At 62.8% G+C, this 16,409-nt stretch carries 15 protein-coding genes; 7 read left to right on the forward strand and 8 right to left on the reverse strand.

Annotation, left to right across the window (positions count from 1 at the left end; genetic code table 11):
- Window positions 1–71 precede the first annotated feature (71 nt).
- Both CD58_RS27110 and CD58_RS27115 read left to right on the forward strand, forming a co-directional pair.
- A complete protein-coding gene (locus CD58_RS27110; RefSeq protein ID WP_025216005.1) occupies window positions 72–1,439 on the forward strand; it encodes a DUF2868 domain-containing protein in 1,368 nt (455 codons plus the stop codon).
- On the forward strand, window positions 1,432–2,805 hold the full coding sequence (locus tag CD58_RS27115) for a GTPase/DUF3482 domain-containing protein (RefSeq protein WP_025216006.1): 1,374 nt from the start codon (window positions 1,432–1,434) through the stop codon (window positions 2,803–2,805). The genes CD58_RS27110 and CD58_RS27115 overlap by 8 nt, the downstream gene beginning before the upstream one ends.
- 195 nt (window positions 2,806–3,000) lie before the next feature.
- Here CD58_RS27115 and CD58_RS27120 read toward each other — a convergent pair whose 3' ends face one another.
- Together CD58_RS27120 and CD58_RS27125 are read right to left on the reverse strand one after the other, a co-directional pair.
- Window positions 3,001–3,492 (reverse strand): DUF523 domain-containing protein, encoded by a 492-nt coding sequence (locus tag CD58_RS27120; protein WP_025216007.1) that lies wholly within the window; start codon window positions 3,490–3,492, stop codon window positions 3,001–3,003.
- Window positions 3,493–3,494: 2 nt separating this feature from the next.
- Window positions 3,495–4,127 (reverse strand): 2OG-Fe(II) oxygenase, encoded by a 633-nt coding sequence (locus CD58_RS27125; protein ID WP_025216008.1) that lies wholly within the window; start codon window positions 4,125–4,127, stop codon window positions 3,495–3,497.
- 141 nt (window positions 4,128–4,268) lie between these two features.
- On the opposite strand from CD58_RS27125, the gene CD58_RS27130 reads away from it, so the two are divergent.
- Complete coding sequence (locus CD58_RS27130) at window positions 4,269–5,012, forward strand: DUF2059 domain-containing protein (protein WP_025216009.1); 744 nt, start codon at window positions 4,269–4,271, stop codon at window positions 5,010–5,012.
- Between the two features lie 128 nt (window positions 5,013–5,140).
- Here CD58_RS27130 and CD58_RS27135 read toward each other — a convergent pair whose 3' ends face one another.
- Window positions 5,141–6,088, reverse strand: coding sequence for an alpha/beta hydrolase (locus CD58_RS27135; RefSeq protein WP_025216010.1), 948 nt, complete (start codon window positions 6,086–6,088; stop codon window positions 5,141–5,143).
- Window positions 6,089–6,196: 108 nt separating this feature from the next.
- On the opposite strand from CD58_RS27135, the gene CD58_RS27140 reads away from it, so the two are divergent.
- From CD58_RS27140 to CD58_RS27150, 3 genes are all read left to right on the forward strand, one after another.
- Window positions 6,197–6,784, forward strand: coding sequence for a DUF6436 domain-containing protein (locus CD58_RS27140; protein ID WP_025216011.1), 588 nt, complete (start codon window positions 6,197–6,199; stop codon window positions 6,782–6,784).
- Window positions 6,785–6,885: 101 nt separating this feature from the next.
- On the forward strand, window positions 6,886–9,294 hold the full coding sequence (locus CD58_RS27145; RefSeq protein WP_025216012.1) for a penicillin acylase family protein: 2,409 nt from the start codon (window positions 6,886–6,888) through the stop codon (window positions 9,292–9,294).
- A 102-nt stretch (window positions 9,295–9,396) separates the two neighbouring features.
- Window positions 9,397–9,738, forward strand: coding sequence for a carboxymuconolactone decarboxylase family protein (locus CD58_RS27150; RefSeq protein ID WP_003206631.1), 342 nt, complete (start codon window positions 9,397–9,399; stop codon window positions 9,736–9,738).
- Between the two features lie 11 nt (window positions 9,739–9,749).
- Here the strand turns inward: CD58_RS27150 and CD58_RS27155 are convergent, their stop codons facing one another.
- Window positions 9,750–10,715, reverse strand: coding sequence for a GlxA family transcriptional regulator (locus CD58_RS27155; protein ID WP_025216013.1), 966 nt, complete (start codon window positions 10,713–10,715; stop codon window positions 9,750–9,752).
- Between the two features lie 188 nt (window positions 10,716–10,903).
- On the opposite strand from CD58_RS27155, the gene CD58_RS27160 reads away from it, so the two are divergent.
- A complete protein-coding gene (locus CD58_RS27160; RefSeq protein WP_025216014.1) occupies window positions 10,904–11,542 on the forward strand; it encodes an HD domain-containing protein in 639 nt (212 codons plus the stop codon).
- Window positions 11,543–12,286: 744 nt separating this feature from the next.
- Here CD58_RS27160 and CD58_RS27165 read toward each other — a convergent pair.
- From CD58_RS27165 to CD58_RS27180, 4 genes are all read right to left on the reverse strand, one after another.
- Window positions 12,287–13,174, reverse strand: coding sequence for an ABC transporter permease subunit (locus CD58_RS27165; protein WP_025216015.1), 888 nt, complete (start codon window positions 13,172–13,174; stop codon window positions 12,287–12,289).
- Window positions 13,171–14,091 (reverse strand): ABC transporter permease subunit, encoded by a 921-nt coding sequence (locus CD58_RS27170; protein WP_025216016.1) that lies wholly within the window; start codon window positions 14,089–14,091, stop codon window positions 13,171–13,173. Before CD58_RS27170 ends, CD58_RS27165 begins: the two co-directional genes overlap by 4 nt.
- A complete protein-coding gene (locus CD58_RS27175) occupies window positions 14,088–15,230 on the reverse strand; it encodes an ABC transporter ATP-binding protein (protein ID WP_025216017.1) in 1,143 nt (380 codons plus the stop codon). Before CD58_RS27175 ends, CD58_RS27170 begins: the two co-directional genes overlap by 4 nt.
- A 69-nt stretch (window positions 15,231–15,299) precedes the next feature.
- A complete protein-coding gene (locus CD58_RS27180; protein WP_025216018.1) occupies window positions 15,300–16,397 on the reverse strand; it encodes a polyamine ABC transporter substrate-binding protein in 1,098 nt (365 codons plus the stop codon).
- Between the last annotated feature and the right edge of the window lie 12 nt (window positions 16,398–16,409).

Here is a 16,409-nt window from a genome sequence, read left to right on the forward strand (position 1 = left end):
CGCCTGGCAACGTACCCCGACGGGCGCTACAGCGGTTATGCTCACCCCTCATTCGAGCGACGGGAGCGCCCGTGACTGAACTGCAGAACCTCTGGTTGACCGAGACGGTCCGCCTGCGTGAAGAACACGCCGGCCCGCTCGAAGACCAGGAAGCCAATCGCCTGGCCCGTGCGGCAGGCGGCGATTTATCCACCCGCATCCGCCACCGCGCCCGCTGGCTGGCCGAGCGCGATGGTCTCACCGACGCCCTGCGCCATTGGCTGCAAGGGGCGCGCCTGGCGCTGATCGTGCTGGCGGTGCTCGCCATCATCAGCGGCGCCGGCCTCGGGTTCGCCGCGCTCGGCGATGGGCAAACACCGGTCAATGTGTTCTGGGCCCTGGGCAGTCTTTTGGGGCTGAACCTGATCCTGCTCGTCGGTTGGGTCCTGGGACTGATATTCGCTGGCGAGCAAGGTGCCGCGCTGGGGCGCCTGTGGCTGTGGCTCAGCGAAAAACTCGCCCGCGATGCCAAGGCCGCCCAGCTGGCGCCGGTCCTGCTGCTGTTGCTGCAACGGCACAAGCTCAATCGCTGGGCCCTCGGTGCGCTGGTCAATGGTTTGTGGCTGCTGGCGATGTTCAGCGCGCTGGTCATCGTACTGATGCTGATGGCGACCCGGCGCTATGGCTTTGTCTGGGAAACGACAATCCTCGGTGGCGAGACCTTCGTCGCCATGACCCGAGGCCTCGGCGCGCTGCCTGCCCTGTTGGGCTTCAGCGTGCCGACCGTGGAGATGATCCGCGCCAGCGGCGACGGCGCCTTGGACATCGAGAGCGCCCGCCAGGCCTGGGCCGCCTGGCTGGTGGGCGTGGTGCTGGTCTATGGCGTGCTGCCGCGCCTGGGCCTGGCGCTGCTGTGCCTGTGGCGCTGGCGGCGCGGCCGGGCCCTGTTGCGCCTGGACCTGAACCTGCCGGGCTACGCCCAATTGCGCGAACGCCTGATGCCCAGCAGTGAGCGCCTGGGCGTCAACGACGCCGCGCCCGCGCAGTTGCACCAGATCGAAAATGCGGTCAGTGCGCAGGAAAGCGACGGAGCCTTGCTGGTGGCAATCGAACTGGACGAGCGGCCCTGGCCACCGAAACTGCCAGACACCGTGAAAGACGCCGGCATTCTCGACAGTCGCGAATCCCGCCACCGGCTCCTCGAACAACTGTCGCGATTTCCCCCGGCGCGACTGGCGATTGCCTGCGACCCGCGCCGCTCACCGGATCGCGGCAGCCTGGCGTTGATTGCCGAGCTGGCCCGCAGCGCCAGCGCCACCCGCGTCTGGTTGTTGCAAGCCCCACCGGGTGAAGCGTTGGACGCCGAGCGCCTGGGCGACTGGCACAACGCCCTGCAACAGTTGCAATTGCCCTTCGCCGATTGCGCGCCCTTGAACTGGCTGGAGACCGGCCATGACTGAATCCATGAAGCCACTGAAACTGGCCGTGGTCGGCCATACCAACGTCGGCAAGACCTCCCTGCTACGAACCCTGACCCGGGACGTCGGCTTCGGCGAGGTGTCCCACCGTCCGAGCACCACCCGGCACGTCGAGGGTGCACGCTTGTCGGTGGACGGCGAAGCGCTGCTGGAACTGTACGACACGCCGGGCCTGGAAGACGCCATCGCCCTGCTCGATTACCTCGAGCGCCTGGAGCGTCCCGGCGAACGCCTGGATGGCCCGGCGCGCCTGGCCCGGTTCCTCGAGGGCAGCGAGGCGCGGCAACGTTTCGAGCAGGAAGCCAAAGTGCTGCGGCAACTGCTCGCCAGCGACGCCGGGCTCTATGTGATCGATGCCCGGGAACCGGTCCTGGCCAAATACCGTGATGAGCTGGAAGTCCTCGCCAGTTGTGGCAAACCGCTGCTGCCGGTATTGAACTTCGTCAGCAGCGCCCATCATCGCGAGCCCGACTGGCGTGAAGCCCTGGCTCGACTGGGACTGCACGCCCTGGTGCGCTTTGACAGCGTCGCTCCACCCGAAGACGGCGAACGACGCCTGTATGAAAGCCTCGCGCTGTTGCTGGAAAGCGCCCGCGGGCAACTGGAACGACTGGTCGCCGATCAACAGGCCCAGCGCCTTGCCCGTCAGCGGAGCGCGGCGCGATTGATCGCCGAATTGCTGATCGACTGCGCCGCCTGCCGGCGCAGCGTGGCCAGCGATGCCGAACTGGAGCGCCAGGCCATCAGCGAGCTACGCGGCGCGGTGCGTCAACGCGAACAGCGCTGCGTCGAGGCCCTGCTCAAGCTCTACGCTTTCCGCCCCCAAGACGCTGCTGCCAGCGATCTGCCGTTGCTGGACGGGCGCTGGGGCGATGACCTGTTCAACCCCGAAACCCTCAAGCAACTGGGCGTACGCGTGGGCGGCGGGATCGCGGCGGGCGCAGCGGCCGGAGCCGGGGTGGACTTGCTGGTGGGCGGCCTGACCCTCGGTGCCGCCGCCCTGGCCGGGGCCATTGTCGGCGGCACCCTGCAAACCGCGCGCAGCTATGGCAGCCGGCTGATGGGCAAGCTCAAGGGCCAGCGGGAGCTGACGGTGGACGACAGCGTATTGCGCCTGCTGGCCCTGCGCCAACGACAACTGCTGCAAGCCCTCAATGAGCGCGGCCACGCGGCGATGGACAGCATCCGCATCGCCACGCCCCAGGACAAGACCTGGCGCGAAGGCAAGTTGCCCGAAGCCTTGAGCAAGGCCCGGACGTATCCGCAGTGGTCGTCGCTGAACCCTCAGGCACGGTTGAGCCAGGCGGAGCGGCAGGAGCGGATCGAGCAGTTGGCCGAGGAGCTCTAGACACCTCCTGCCTGAACCGAGGATAGGGTGGACACAGTTTGTGGCGAGGGGATTTATCCCCGCTGGGCTGCGCAGCAGCCCCAAAACCTGACACCTCGCTTTCTCAAGTCAATAGCGTTCAACCATTTTGGGGGCGCTTCGCACCCCAACGGGGATAAATCCCCTCACCACAAGAGCCGCGGCGCCCGCTTAGGGTCAATCGCCGATCAATGCCTTGAGCGCCAAAGCCGCTTCAGGCAATTCCAGTTCACTGAACACCTTCACGCCATGGCGCTTGAGCAAGGCTGCCGTCACGCCTTCGCCAGTGACTTTCACGCCACTGAACGTCCCGTCATAGGTCAGCAGATTACCGCACGACGGGCTATTGGCCTTGAGCACGGCGATCCGGATGCCGTGTTCGCGCACCAACGCCAGCGCTTGATCGGCACCTGACAAAAACTGCGCACTGACATCTTCACCGTCGGTAGTGATCACTGCTGCGTGGCCATCGAGTACTTGCCCACCCTGCCCGCCGGGAATCTCCGCCGCCGCCCGGGGCGTGGGCAGGCCACCGGCGACTTCCGGGCACAGCGCCACGACCCGGCCTTCGTCGAGCCAATGCCGGAGCTGATCGAACGGCCCGCTGGCACCACCGTCGTAGCGCACACGGTGGCCGAGCAGGCAGCGACTGACCAGGATCTTTTCCATACTCAGAACAACTCGTTGCCACGGCGCCGGAACCACCCCGTCAAGGACAGGCGATCCCGCGTGGCGGGCAGGACTTCATGGGGAATTTCCCCCGACAGGAACACCACCAGGCAGCCACCGGTGGGCACCACGTCATGTTCCGCGCCGTCGTCCAGGTACATGCGCAACTGGCCGCCATGTTCCGGCAACCAGGCGTCGTTGAGGTAAAGCACCGCCGACACCATCCGCCGGTCGTCATCGCGGAAGCGGTCGACATGCTTGAGGTAGAACGCACCGGGCGGGTACAGGGCGAAGTGGCTTTCGAAATCCTCCAGGCCCAGGAAAAGCCCGCGATTCATCGCCTCGCGCAGGCAGTCCATAAGCCCCAGGTAACGGTCGCAGGCTGGCGCCTGGCCGGGCTCGATCCATTGGATGCGATCACCCCGAATGCCTTCGCGAATCTCCGAGAACGGCCCGCGCCCGACCGCCGCCGGGGCCAATTCGCCTTCAGCGGCACGCTGGCGGCACTCGGTCGCCAGGGCGCGGGTCAACGCATCCGGCAGGAAGATGTTCTGCTGCGACCAGCCGCGCTCGGCCAGGTCGTCCACGATACGTAACAGCAGCGGGTGATCAGAAGATATTTGCATGGCGCGCATAGTATTCCTGTGCCTGCAAAACCGACAGCGAGGCACAGCAGGTTTTTTGCTGCCAGATAGCACCGCCGTACGAACTTGATACGAATTCTCGACAAGACCCCACACCCCACGGAGAATAGTCGGCTGCTGACAGGAGTCCCTATGCGCCGTTTGCTTTTCTCACTGTTGATGTTCTGCGTATTACCTGCCTGGGCAGACAGCTACGACCAGTTGTATAAGGTCGCCGGCTGGCCGGAACAGCGGGCGCATTTCAATGACGCCTTGAGCGCCACGCAACAGCGTTACCAGAACAGCCTGCCGCCAGCGGTGTTCCAGGCGTTGGTGAACAACAGCAATCAACGTTTCGCCCCCCAGGCCATGGACCAGCGGGCCGAGGCGCAAATGCGCAAGAACCTGCGTGACCCTCAGCCGTCCCTGGCGTTCTTCCAATCACCGTTGGGCCGCAAGGTCGTGACGGCCGAACTGCTGGCGACCCGTCGCGATCAATTGGCGAAAAACGCCAAGGGCCTGCCGAAGATGCAAGCCAGCGATAACCGCTTGTTGATCATCGGCCACCTGGCCCAGGCCCTGCCCGCCCGCGAAGCCGGCGCCGAGGTCAGCCTGGCGATCGCCGGCGTGGCGGCCGACAGCCTGAGTTCGATGATCCCCGGCCTGCTGGGTGGCGGCCAGGCCCAGGGCATGCTGAACGGCCAGCGCCAGCGGCTGATGGAGCAGATCGGCGCGGACCTGAACAACACGTTGCTGTACGTCTACCGCGACCTGTCGGATACCGAGCTGGAAGAATTCGCCACCTTCGCCGAATCGGCCGAGGGTCAGGCTTATTACCAGGCGGCTTTGGCGGCGATTCGGGCGGGGTTGGCGGTGGGGCAGACGCTCGGGCAGTAGAACTTCAGCGTCCAAGGCATCGCTATCGCGAGCAAGCTCGCTCCCACAGGGGGTTGAGTGAACTCAGGTTTCGCGAGCGTCAAAGGTCCAGTGTGGGAGCGAGCTTGCTCGCGATAGCGATCACAAAGTCACCGCCGAACCCGGCTCATCCGCTTGGTCAGAAACCCAAACATCTCCTGCCGCATTGCCAAGGCCTCGTTCGCCAGATGATGCCGGCCCTCGGGCAGCATCAACACCTGCGGCCGGTCGAACTTACTGCGCAGCACTTGCAGGTTGTGCACCCAATCCACCGTCATATCCGCCTGCCCTTGCACGATCAACGGCTGGCGCGGACTGCTCGGGGCGGCTTCGATGCGTTTGATCCATTGTCCCAACGCCCCCACCCACGCGGTGGGCAGGCGGAGCGGTTGCAGCGGGTCGGCTTGCAGGAATGGCAGGAACTGCGGGTCGGTGGAGTTCTCGCTGAAGCGCCGGGCGATGCCGGTCACAAAAGGTTTGAGCAGGTAGTAACTCAGGCGCGACCAACCCCAGGCCCGCGGCCGCACCAGCGGCGACAACAGGATCACCTGGCCCTGGGCCGGGCTAGTGGCGCCATGGTTGAGCACGTGATCCACCACGATAGCCCCGCCGGTGCTTTGCCCACACAGATGCCAGGGTTGCGGCAGGCCCAATGCTCCAGCCTCGGCCAACAGGCCCTGCAACGTGGCCTGGTACTCGGCGAAATCGCCAATGCTGGCCCGCTCGCCGCTGGACAGGCCATGGCCCGGCAGGTCACAGGCAATCACCGCGAATTTCTGCGCCAGGGCCCACTCGATCAAGTGTCGATACAGGCCCATGTGATCGTAGTAACCGTGGAACACAAACAACGTCGCCACGGCTTTTTCCGGCCACCAGACCTGGGCAACCACCTCATACCCGTCGATCTCGAAACGCCCCAGTCCCTTGCGCAACGGGTATTGGGGGAAATCCAGCCCATAGAAGCGCTGATAGGCCTGTGCTTGCTCCGAGAGCGGCTGCCACTCGGCCAGGGATTGCAGGCTGGCACGCAGGTGATCGGGGTCGAAAGTGGCAGGCATCAAGATTCCCAGGCAGAAGCGCATCGCGCGAAACAGACTTTATAAGCCTGCGATATTCATCTGTCGCGGCAGGCATGGCAAGCTAGCCGGCCTCAGAGGATCGACTTCATGCGCCCGTCCCACCGCACGACCTTGCTTGCCAGCCTGCTTGTCCTCGCGTGCGCCGCCGTGTTGTGGTTCGCCTACGACTGGTTCCAGGGGCGTTTTCTGCGCACATTCAGCCAACACACGGCGGTATTTTCCGGCGACCCACTGCGCCTGCCCGCTGACCTGGCCGGCCCTGGCGCGATCCGCCTGGTGCATTTCTGGGATCCGGCCTGCCCGTGCAACGTCGGCAACCAGCAACACCTGGCCGAGCTGGTCGATAAATACGGACCACAAGGCGTCGAGTTCTATGCGGTACAAAAGACCGGTAGCCAAGGCCGGTTACCGACCACGTTAAGCAGCCTCAAAGCCCTCCCGGCGCTCCCCGGTTCAAGCCAGATTCCCGCCAGCCCCGCCGTGGCGATTTGGGACCGCAGCGGCAAATTGGCGTATTTCGGCCCCTACAGCGAAGGCCTGACCTGCAATTCGAGCAACAGCTTCATCGAGCCGATTCTCGAAGCGTTGAGCGTTGGCCGGGCGGTGGATGCGACTCATACGCTGGCGGTGGGGTGTTATTGTCCGTGGGGCGAGGACACATCTGCCAAAGAATAAGCAATCCCTCCGAGGGGCGATGCGCAGTAAAGCAGTGGCATGCTAAACAGGGAGTCAACAGCGAGACCATGGGACCGCTGTCATCAGAATAAGGAATCACCATGAAACGCACCCTCATCGCCTTCCTGTCATTGGTCGTCACCGCCATCATCGTCGCGGGCGGCTACCTCTACAGCAAGCAGCCCACCCGCCAGGGCACGGTACAGCTGCAAGGGCTGCATGGCTCGGTGACCGTGCGCTACGACGAACGCGGTGTGCCGCATATCCGCGCCGAGAACGAAACCGACCTGTACCGCGCCCTCGGCTATGTCCATGCCCAGGACCGGCTGTTCCAGATGGAGATCATGCGTCGTCTCGCCCGTGGCGAACTGGCCGAGGTGCTGGGGCCGAAGCTGCTCGACACCGACAAACTGATGCGCAGCCTGCGCATCCGCGAGCGCGCCGCGACCTATGTGACGGAGCAAGACCCACAATCCCCGGCCTGGATCGCGATGCAGGCCTACCTGGACGGCATCAACGCCTACCAGGACAGCCACACCCGGCCGGTGGAGTTCGATGTGCTGGGCATTCCCAAGCGCCCTTTCACCGCCGAAGACACCGTGAGCATTACCGGCTACATGGCCTACAGCTTCGCCGCGGCCTTTCGTACCGAACCCCTGCTGACCTACGTGCGTGATCAACTGGGCGCCAACTACCTGGACATCTTCGACCTCGACTGGCAGCCGCAAGGCGTGCTGGCCGATGGTCGCAAGCGCAACCAGCCACTGGCCGCCGCCGACTGGAAAGACCTCAACGCCCTCGCCCGCCTGAGCGAACAGGCCCTGGCGGAAAACGGCCTGCCGCAGTTCGAGGGGAGCAACGCCTGGGCGGTCTCCGGCAACCGCACCCACAGCGGCAAGCCGTTGCTGGCGGGCGACCCGCATATCCGTTTTTCCACGCCATCGGTGTGGTACGAGGCGCACCTGTCCGCGCCGGGTTTCGAGCTCTACGGGCACTACCAGGCGCTGCTGCCCTTCGCAACGCTGGGCATGAACAAGGATTTCGGCTGGAGCATCACCATGTTCCAGAACGACGACCTGGACCTGATTGCAGAAAAGACCAACCCGGACAATCCCGAGCAGGTCTGGTATCGCGGCCAATGGGTGGACATGACCCGCAGCGAACAGCAGATCGCGGTCAAGGGCCAGGCGCCGGTGACGCTGGTGCTGCGCCAGTCGCCCCACGGCCCGATCGTCAACGATGCCCTCGGTGCGAACGCCGGCAAGACGCCGATCGCCATGTGGTGGGGGTTCCTGGAAAGCCGCAACCCGATCCTCGAGGCCTTCTACCAGCTCAACCGCGCCGACACCCTGGCCAAGGCCCGTGGCGCCTCGGCCAAGATCCACGCGCCGGGGCTGAATGTCGTATGGGCCAATGCCAAGGGCGATATCGGCTGGTGGGCCGCCGCGCAACTGCCCAAGCGGCCAACCGGCGTGAAACCGGGGTTCATCCTCGATGGCAGCAGCCCGGAAGCGGAAAAGGAAGGTTTCTACCCGTTCAGCGACAATCCCCAGGAAGAAAACCCGGGGCGGGGCTACATCGTCTCAGCCAACTTCCAGCCGGTGCCGGCCAGCGGCATCGAGATCCCGGGCTACTACAACCCCGCCGACCGCGGCCAGCAACTCAATCTCCAGCTCAGCGACAAGCAAGCGAAATGGGATCTCCAAACCACCCAGAAGCTGCAACTGGGCACGACCACCGCCTACGGCCCGCGCCTGCTCGCGCCTTTGTTGCCGGTGTTGCGCGAAGTGGTCAGCGATCCGCAGGAACGCAAATGGGTGGAGCAACTGGGCCAATGGCAGGGCGATTACCCGCTGGATTCCATCAGTGCCACGCTGTTCAATCAATTCCTGTTCAACCTGGCCGACGCCGCCCTGCACGATGAACTGGGCAATGGGTTCTTCGAGACCGCGCTGTCGACCCGGGTGATCGACGCGGCCCTGCCACGCCTGGCGGCCTCGAAGGATTCACCGTGGTGGGATGACCGCACGACGCTGGGCGTGGAAACCCGTGCCGACACGGTGAACATCGCCTGGAAGAAAAGCCTGGCGCACCTGCGGGCCACCCTGGGCGACGATGCCACGCAATGGCAATGGGGCAAGGCCCACACCCTGACCCATGGTCATCCGCTGGGCCAGCAAAAGCCGCTGGACCGGATCTTCAACGTCGGTCCGTTTGCGGCCCCCGGCACCCATGAAGTGCCCAACAACCTCTCGGCCAAAATCGGTCCGGCTCCTTGGCCGGTGACTTATGGTCCTTCCACCCGACGCATCATCGACTTCGCCGATCCGGCCCACAGCGTCACCATCAATCCGGTCGGCCAGAGCGGCGTGCCGTTCGACAAGCATTACGAGGATCAGGCCGAGGCGTATATCGAGGGGGTCTATCACCAGGCGCACCTGGCCGAGGAAGAAGTGGTGGCCAATACCCGCGCGACCCTGAAACTGTTACCGGCGAGGAGCTCGCCCTGATTCTGGCGGGGGTAATTTTTCATCACCAACAGGCTCAATCGTCATTGATGGTCAAGACTACAAGGGTTCAACCCCCCGTCCCCCCTCACAGGAGTCAATGCAATGTTCAATAACTGGTCCGAACTGCTGCCCACCATCAAAAGTGCCTTTGGCGCCCTGGGCAAGAGCAACCCGAAAATGGTCAAGGCCTACATGGCCCTGGATGAAGCCGCGGCTGAAAACGACGTGTTAGATGCCAAGACCCGTGAACTGATCTCCATCGCCGTGGCCATCACCACTCGTTGCGACGGCTGCATCGGCGTGCACACCGACGCGGCCATCAAGGCTGGCGCCACCCGTGAAGAAATTGCCGCCACCCTGGCCACGGCGGTGTCGCTGAATGCCGGCGCGGCGTACATCTACTCCCTGCGAGCCTTGGAGGCCCACGACGCGCTGAAGAAATGAGCGGCTGACACCTACACCAGCGCGCCGAAATTCAGCCTGAATTGCTGCGGCGTCACGCCCAGCCTGCGGCTGAATACGCTGCGCATGTGCTGGGCATCGCGAAAGCCGCACTGCCAAGCTACAGTCTTGAGCGGGGCGCGGGTGCTTTCCAGCATCACCCGCGCCGCGTCCACCCGGGCTTGCTCGACGAACTCTGCCGGCGTGATCTTCGCTTCCCGGGTGAACACCCGGGAGAAATTACGCTGGCTCATGTTCGCCGCATTGGCCAGGTCGGCGATGGTCAGGTCACCGTTCAGGTGCGCCAGTACATGCGCCTGGACCTGGGCCACGGTGGACGTCGGCTCAGCGTGGGGCACAAGAAAAGGGCTGAACTGCGATTGCCCGCCCGAGCGCTGGGTAAACACCACCAGCCGCTTGGCGACACTCAGCGCCACGTCCGGCCCATGGTCTTGGGCCAGCAGGAACAAGGACAGGTCGATCCCTGCGCTCACCCCGGCGGAGGTGTAGAGCTCACGATCCTGCACGTACAAACGATCCGCTTCAACCCGGGTCGAGGGGCACAGCTGCGCCAGCGCCGCGGCGTCGCCCCAATGGGTGGTGACGGTCCGCCCCGCCAGCAATCCGGCCCGAGCCAGCATGAAAGCGCCATTGCAGATCGAACCAAAGCGCCGCGCTCGCCCGCAGGCGTCCCGCAGCCAGGCATCGAATACCACGCCAATGTGCATGAACGGCAACTGCGGCCCGCCTGCCACCAACAGCAGGTCGTAAGCCTGCGAAGCCTCGCTGAAATGCCGATGGGCATTCAGGGACAAACCGTTGGAACAGAGCATCGCGCCCTGTTCGACCCCGATCACCTCAAGCCGATAGTGATCCTCGGCGGCCAGGAAACGATTGGCTTCGCTGAACACATCCATGGGCCCGGAAACGTCCAGCGACTGGACACCTGGGAATGCCACGACGGCGACGACTTTCTGCATGGTTCACGCGTGCCTTCGAGTTGAATGACTCCGCCACCCTAGCCAATCCGTGCCTCGCAAGCCACCCTGGCACGAAACCCAGGCTTATTGGCAAGGATCGCAGCCATGGGAAGATTGTTGCGCGACCTCCCGGCGAACACACTGAAACCCTCGGCGCCGCACTGGCCCATCGTCAAGAGGAGAGCAGCATGAACAGCATTGCCGGCATCAAAATCCCCGACAGCGCCCTCGCCCGCGCCACCACCGACTACATCCGCGATATCGAGTCCGACCTGCTGTACCACCACTCTCGCCGGGTGTTTCTGTTCGGCGCCTTGAGTGGCCAGCGTCGGCAGTTGGCCTACGACCCGGAGTTGCTGTATGTCGGCGCGATGTTCCACGACCTGGGCCTGGTGGAGGGTTACCGCAGCGACGACGAACGTTTTGAAGTGGACGGCGCAAACGCCGCCGCGGCATTTCTCAAACCCTACGGGTTGAGCGATGACGATATCGAGCAGGTGTGGCTGTCCATCGCCCTGCACACCACGCCAGGCGTGCCCAAACACCTGCGCCCCACCGTCGCCCTGGTGACCGCTGGCGTGGAGATGGACGTGCTGGGCATGGATTACGCCGCGTTCCCGGCCGCGCAGCGCGACGCCGTGGTGCATGCTCATCCGCGCGGGGAAGGGTTCAAGGAATGCATCATCTGCGCCTTCGCCGACGGCTTGCGGCATCGCCCGCAGACGACCTTCGGCAATGTGAAGACGGATGTGCTGGTGGATCAGGCGCCGGGGTTCAAGCCGATGAACTTTGTCGAAGTCATCCGTACATCGCCTTGGAATTCGTAAGCCGCCCACTTCTGCATTGACTGCCACACCGCTTTCGCGGGCAAGCCCGCTCCCACATTGGATTTGCGGCTGTCTACAGTTTTGTGAGTAACCCAAAAGCCTGTGGGAGCGAGCTTGCTCGCGAAGGCGGAGTGACATTCAACATTTTCGTCGACTTCACACCGCTATCGCGAGCAAGCCCGCTCCCACATTGGATTTGCGGCTGTTTACAGCTTTGTGAGTAACCCAAAAACCTGTGGGAGCGAGCTTGCTCGCGATGACGGACTGACATTCAACATTTTCGTCGACTGTCTCACCGCTATCGCGGGCAAGCCCGCTCCCACATTGGATTTGCGGCTGTCTACAGTTTTGTAAGTAACCCAAAGACCTGTGGGAGCGAGCTTGCTCGCGATGACGGACTGACATTCAACATTTTCGTCGACTTCACACCGCTATCGCGAGCAAGCCCGCTCCCACATTGGATTTGCGGCTGTCTACAGTTTTGTGAGTAACCCAAAAACCTGTGGGAGCGAGCTTGCTCGCGATGACGGACTGACATTCAACATTTTCGTCGACTCCACACCGCTTTCGCGGGCAAGCCCGCTCCCACATTGGATTTGCGGCTGTCTACAGTTTTGTAAGTAACCCAAAAACCTGTGGGAGCGAGCTTGCTCGCGAAGGCGGAGTGACATTCAACATTTTCGTCGACTGTCTCACCGCTATCGCGAGCAAGCTCGCTCCCACAGGTAGGGCTGCGTCGGGTTGTTAGACCGGCGCTGCTTGCGTCCGGCGTATCTCCGGTTGTTTCCAGGAGTCCGCGGCGCTTTCTTCGATGGCTTGCTGGATCGCCCGCTTGCGGTTTTCTTCGGCGCGGCGGCTGAAGTACCAGACCAGGAAGGTCACCAGCGACACGGCCAGCAGGATCAGGCTCGCCACGGCGTTGATCTCCGGCTTCACGCCCAGGCGCACCGCCGAGAACACTTCCATCGGCAATGTCGTCGAGCCGGGGCCGGAGACGAAGCTCGCCAGCACCAGGTCGTCCAGGGACAACGCGAACGACATCATGCCCCCCGCCGCCAGCGATGGCGCGATCATCGGGATGGTGATCAGGAAGAACACCTTCCACGGCCGCGCCCCGAGGTCCATGGCCGCCTCTTCGATGGACAGGTCCAGCTCACGCAAGCGCGCCGAGACCACCACCGCCACATAAGCCGCACAGAACGTGGTGTGGGCGATCCAGATCGTGACGATGCCACGCTCCTGGGGCCAGCCGATCATCTGCGCCATGGCCACGAACAGCAGCAACAGCGACAGGCCGGTGATCACTTCCGGCATCACCAACGGCGCGGTGACCAGGCCACCAAACAACGTACGCCCCTTGAAGTGGGTGATGCGGGTCAGCACGAAGGCCGCCAGCGTACCCAAGGCTACCGCAGCGATCGCCGTGTAGCAGGCGATCTCCAGCGAGCGCACCACCGACCCCATCAGCTGAGTGTTGTCCAGCAGGCCGATATACCACTTGAGCGACCAGCCGCCCCACACCGTCACCAGTTTCGAGGCGTTGAACGAATAGATCACCAGGATCAGCATCGGCGCGTAGATAAACAGCAAACCCAGCACCAGCATCAGGCTTGAAAAACTGAAGCGCTTCATTCCTTGCCCTCCATTTCTTTGGCCTGACTGCGGTTGAACAGGATGATGGGCACAATCAGGATCGCCAGCATCACCACCGCCAGGGCGGATGCCACCGGCCAGTCACGGTTGTTGAAGAATTCCTGCCACAGCACTTTACCGATCATCAGGGTTTCCGGGCCGCCCAGCAGTTCCGGGATCACGAACTCGCCCACCACGGGGATGAACACCAGCATGCAGCCGGCGACGATGCCGTTCTTGGACAGCGGCACGGTGATTTTCCAGAAACTGTTGAACGTACTCGAACCCAGGTCGGATGCGGCTTCCAGCAGGCTGGCGTCATGCTTCACCAGGTTGGCGTACAGCGGCAGGATCATGAACGGCAGATAGGAGTAAACGACCCCGATGTACACCGCCAGGTTAGTGTTGAGGATTTGCAGCGGTTCGCTGATCCAGCCCATGCTCAGCAAAAAGCCGTTGAGCAGGCCGTTGTTGCTGAGGATGCCCATCCACGCGTAGACGCGGATCAGGATCGCGGTCCAGGTCGGCATCATGATCAGCAGCACCAGCACCGTCTGCATCTCTTTGCGGGCGTTGGCGATGCCGTAGGCCATCGGATAGCCGATTAACAGGCACAGCACCGTGCTGATCAGGGCCATCTTCAGCGAGCCAAGGTAGGCGGCAATGTACAGCTCGTCGTCGCTCAGCATCACGTAGTTGGCGAGGTTGAGCAGTACTTGCAGCTTCTGGTCGACGTAGCTGTAGATCTCGGTGTACGGCGGAATGGCCACATCGGCTTCAGCGAAACTGATCTTCAGGACGATGAAGAACGGCAGCATGAAGAACAGGAACAGCCAGATGAAGGGCACCCCGATGACCAATTGACGGCCACCGGGCGTTATTCGGTCGAGTCGGCGTTTGAATTTGCGCATGTTCATGAGCGAAGTACCACGCCGCTGTCGTCTTCCCACCAGACGAACACCTGATCGCCCCAGGTCGGGCGCTGGCCACGGCGTTCGGCGTTGGCGACGAAGGACTGCACCACCTTGCCGCTTGGCAGCTCGACGTAGAACACCGAGTGACCGCCCAGGTAGGCGATGTCATGGACCTTGCCGCTGGACCAGTTGTGGTCGCAGGTCGGTTGTTCGGCGGTGACCAGCAGTTTTTCCGGGCGAATGGCGTAGGTCACGGACTTGTCCTGCACCGAAGTGCTGATGCCGTGGCCCACGTAGATGTTACGGTCCAGGTCCTTGCAGGTCAGTACCGCGTGGCCTTCGGCGTCTTCCACCACCTCGGTCTCGAAGATGTTGACGTTGCCGATGAACTCGCAGACCAGCCGGCTGGTCGGGGTTTCGTAGATGTCGATCGGGCTGCCGATCTGGGCGATCCAACCCAGGTGCATGATCGCGATACGCTCGGCCATGGTCATGGCCTCTTCCTGGTCGTGGGTCACCATGACGCAGGTCACACCAACCCGCTCGATGATCTCGACCAGCTCAAGCTGCATTTGCGAGCGCAGCTTCTTGTCCAGGGCCCCCATCGGTTCGTCGAGCAGCAACAGCTTTGGCCGCTTGGCCAGGGAACGGGCCAGGGCCACGCGCTGGCGCTGGCCGCCAGAGAGCTGGTGCGGCTTGCGCTTGGCGTACTGGCTCATCTGCACCAGCTTGAGCATTTCGGCCACACGGGCGTCGACCTCGGCTTTCGGGATCTTGTCCTGTTGCAGGCCGAAGGCGATGTTCTGCGCCACGGTCATGTGGGGGAACAAGGCGTAGGACTGGAACATCATGTTGATCGGCCGCTCATACGGCGGCATGTCGGTGATGTCCACACCGTCGAGGAAAATCCGCCCTTCCGTGGGCCGTTCGAAACCGGCCAGCATGCGCAACAAGGTGGATTTGCCCGATCCCGAACCGCCGAGCAAGGCAAATATTTCGCCTTTCTTGATTTCCAGGGACACATCGTCCACGGCAATCGTCTCGTCGAATTTTTTTGTAACCCGGTCGATTTTGACCAACACCTGTTTGGGTGTCTGGTCGCCCTCGAGGGCTTTCTTATAGGCGCCGGAGGCAACTGCCATTTACGAAACTCCCACAGAATTTACAGTTCGCCTACACGGACGAACCTGGAATAGTTAGAGCGCTTAACGCTATTTACCCGACTTGATCTTGGTCCAGCTGCGGGTCATGAGTCGTTGGATCTTGGGCGGCAACTCGGAGTTGACGTAAAGCTTGTCGACGACCGCTTGCGGTGGGTAAACCGCTTCGTCGGTGCGTACTTTCTGGTCCATCAGTTCGCCAGCCTTGGGGTTCGGGTTGGCATAACCGACGACGTCGCTGACCTGGGCGATCACCTCAGGCTTGAGTACATAGTTGATGAACGCGTGAGCTTGCTTGACGTTGGTGGCGTCGCGCGGGATCGCCAGCATGTCGAACCAGAGATTGCCGCCTTCCTTGGGGATCACATAGGCGATGTCGACGCCTTTGCCGGCCTCGCTTGCACGTGCACGGGCCTGGAAGATGTCGCCAGAGAAACCGGCGGCCACGCAGATCTCGCCGTTGGCCAGATCCGAGATGTATTTGGAGGAATTGAAATAGGTCACGTAAGGCCGGATCTTGAGGAGCTGGGCCTCGGCCTTCTTATAGTCTTCAGGGTTTTCGCTGTTGGGGTTCAGCCCCAGGTAATTGAGCATCGCCGGGATCATCTCGTCGCCCGAGTCGAGGAACGACACACCGCAGCTGGAGAGTTTCTTGATGTTTTCCGGCTCGAACAGCATGGCCCACGAATCGATTTTCTCGACGCCCAGGACCGCCTTGACCTTCTCGACGTTGTAGCCGATGCCGTTGGTACCCCACAGGTAAGGCACGGCGTACTGATTGCCCGGATCGTTCTTTTCCAAGCGTTTGAGCAGCAAAGGGTCCAGGTTGGCGTAGTTGGGCAACTGCGACTTGTCGAGCTTCTGGAATGCCCCGGCCTTGATCTGCTTGCCCAGGAAGTGGTTGGACGGCACGACCACGTCGTAACCGGTACGCCCGGCCAGTAGCTTGCCTTCGAGGGTTTCGTTGGAATCGAATACGTCGTACACCGGCTTGATGCCACTGGCTTTTTCAAAGTCCGCCAGGGTGGTCTCGCCGATGTAGTCCGACCAGTTATAAATATGCACGGTGGAGGCCGCCTGGACACTGACGGCGAGCGTCAGGCCGGCGCCCACCAGCAAGGCGTTGCGTAACAAAGAAAAGACTGGCACGTGGAGGTCCTC

Origin of the sequence: Pseudomonas brassicacearum, assembly GCF_000585995.1 — a bacterium.
GTDB lineage: Bacteria > Pseudomonadota > Gammaproteobacteria > Pseudomonadales > Pseudomonadaceae > Aquipseudomonas > Aquipseudomonas brassicacearum_A.